Origin of the sequence: Arthrobacter sp. CAN_A2 (assembly GCF_015752045.1) — a bacterium.
Taxonomy (GTDB): domain Bacteria; phylum Actinomycetota; class Actinomycetes; order Actinomycetales; family Micrococcaceae; genus Arthrobacter_D.
Genome location: NZ_JADOUS010000054.1, coordinates 1 through 2112 on the forward strand (window position 1 = coordinate 1; position 2112 = coordinate 2112).

The 2112-nt window shown below is 58.9% G+C and carries 1 protein-coding gene and 1 pseudogene; one reads left to right on the forward strand and one right to left on the reverse strand.

Going from position 1 to position 2112, the window contains the following annotated elements; translation table 11 throughout:
• The first annotated feature begins 127 nt into the window (after nucleotides 1-127).
• Complete coding sequence (locus tag IWX63_RS16515; protein ID WP_199279238.1) at nucleotides 128-1411, forward strand: hypothetical protein; 1284 nt, start codon at nucleotides 128-130, stop codon at nucleotides 1409-1411.
• Here the strand turns inward: IWX63_RS16515 and IWX63_RS16520 are convergent.
• Nucleotides 1386-2112, reverse strand: a pseudogene (locus IWX63_RS16520) (hypothetical protein); the annotation flags it as partial. The gene IWX63_RS16515 and the pseudogene IWX63_RS16520 sit on opposite strands and share 26 nt — an antisense overlap.

Here is a 2112-nt window from a genome sequence, read left to right on the forward strand (position 1 = left end):
ACCGACCCCGAGCCACCCTGGGCTACCTCACTCCCCGGGAAGTCTTCACTCGACTACTCACCGACAATGTTGCTTCCACCGGTTGACACCAAGCTTGCTCTAGACGCGTTACTGGTTAGATGAGTCGATGGAGCAACAAAGCCAAGAACTGGGACTCGTCATCACGGGCAGCGAAGTAGCCGTCGTCGGCACCACCGACATCGTGCAGAAGTTCATGCAGGAGTTGGCTATACGGCCTGAACTTGGCCGGAAAGCCAAGCGAGCAACGATTGATGCCGTTGCGGCCGCCGCCGGCCTCAGCGCCATTCAGGGGCCTTCCGTCGTCGGCACAACATTCACCATGGCAGCCGACTCGGCGGAACTCCTCAAGAAGTACAGCGAGTTCAATCCAGATGGCCCAATTGCCGGCATCATCCGAGGAGCCAAAGGACGCATCGTCTCGACGGCGAAGTTCGAACCCGCTCAGATGAATCCCATGGTCATGTCGAACGTCGCTGCGCTCAGCGCCGCAGCCGCACTAAAAGCAGCTCTCGCTGATCTCGAACAGCTCGTTGAAGCCATGGACATCAAACTGGACAGGTTGCTGTCAGACAATAGAGCGCAGGCATTGGGTGACGTCCAGGGCATCACGCTGGTTCTGGAGAAGGCCTATGCCCTGTACGAAGAGACTGGACGCGTCAGCGAAACGACCTGGGCGCAGGTATCCGGCCACAGCACATCACTGGCCCAGTCGACCTCGTATGCTCTCAACCAACTCGACGTGATCGTCGATTCTCTAACTGCCGGAAGTGCAGCCGAGCGAGCGGATGCCATCAAGTTGGCGAGTCGTACCGAGCTTCAGTCGTGGTTGGTCCTTCTTGCTGCATGCCAAGCGAACCAGGAGCGGTTTGACGCCCTCGAAGTCGCCCACGTTGCGAAGAACGAGCCTCTGGAGATCGAGCATCACGTTAGAGCCATTGGAATCTCTGCTGCGCGCCGTCGCGAGTTCACTGCTCAGCGCCTCCAGAAGCTGAATGACGTTGTGAGCAGCACGGCGACCATTAATGACTTCTCCCGGGTGATTAGCCCGCTTCGGAGTAAGTCCACCCTGGATGCCGCCGAGGCGATCCAGGCAACTGTCGCGAAGTTCGCGGCGATCTATGGGCTTGAAACCCTCGTCTATGGTTCTGTTGAACGCGAGTCCTGGCGGAAATCCCTGACTGACCTCACCGCGCAGACTCGTCAGCTCGTCGGCACCGCAGCGAGTTCTGTACCTGGGGCCGTTGGCAAAGCGAAGCCCCAGGTACAGAAGCTGCGGGAGATCGAGTTCTCGCGTCCGAAGTGGACCAAGCGGACTAAAGATGATAAGCCCAAGGAACTCGGCGCCCTGGAGGACCAGCAGGCAATCAGCCCACTGTCAGATACGCCCTGACGCTTGAGCGCAGCGCGTCCGCATGCTCGTAGATCTCGTCCAGCGAGGTGATCGGGATGCGCTGCTCGATCTTCTGCTCGTCGAAGACGCCCAGGTACTTCTGAACGCGGTTGAAGTGCAACCTAGCGATCGGCTTCCGATTGTTGTCGTCAAGCAACACCGCGAAGTAGGACTTCGCGTCGCGCTGGACCACGCGCGCAGGCTTTACTTCATTGCAGACGATGGCCCGCACGATCTGGTACCCCTCAAGCTCTTCGAGGGTCGTTTCTACACCTGTCTCGTTCAGGTCGTCCTCGACCGCTTGCTCGCTGGTCACGGTCGCAGCGATCACCGAGTCGCTGGCCATTGGGAAGTTGGGAGCGCCAAGGGCTGTCTTGAGGCGTTCATTCACCTGCTCATTCAAGAACTGCTTTGTTGCCTTCGTTACGAGCGTCGTGAATTGGTCGCGCACCTTCTGCGTGTAGGCACTCCCGTCGTACACACGCATGGTCAGTGATTTGATCCACTCTGCATCCGGCTCCTTGAACTGAGCCGCGAGCGTTCGTTTGATCTGGCCGATGTACTTCAGTTCGCCCGCCGCGTTGATGATCGAATCGAGATCGAAGATTTCCGGCCCTTCGCATTTAGGCGTGGTTGGTTCGTTTCGCGCGGTAGGGGCGGTGGCCGCCGGCAGCGAGTAGGCAGCGGAGTCTGTAGTTGGT

Bases quoted from the DNA above. Each gene is read 5' to 3' on its own strand.
- IWX63_RS16515 (WP_199279238.1), top strand. From the start codon at position 128: ATGGAGCAACAAAGCCAAGAACTGGGACTCGTCATCACGGGCAGCGAA.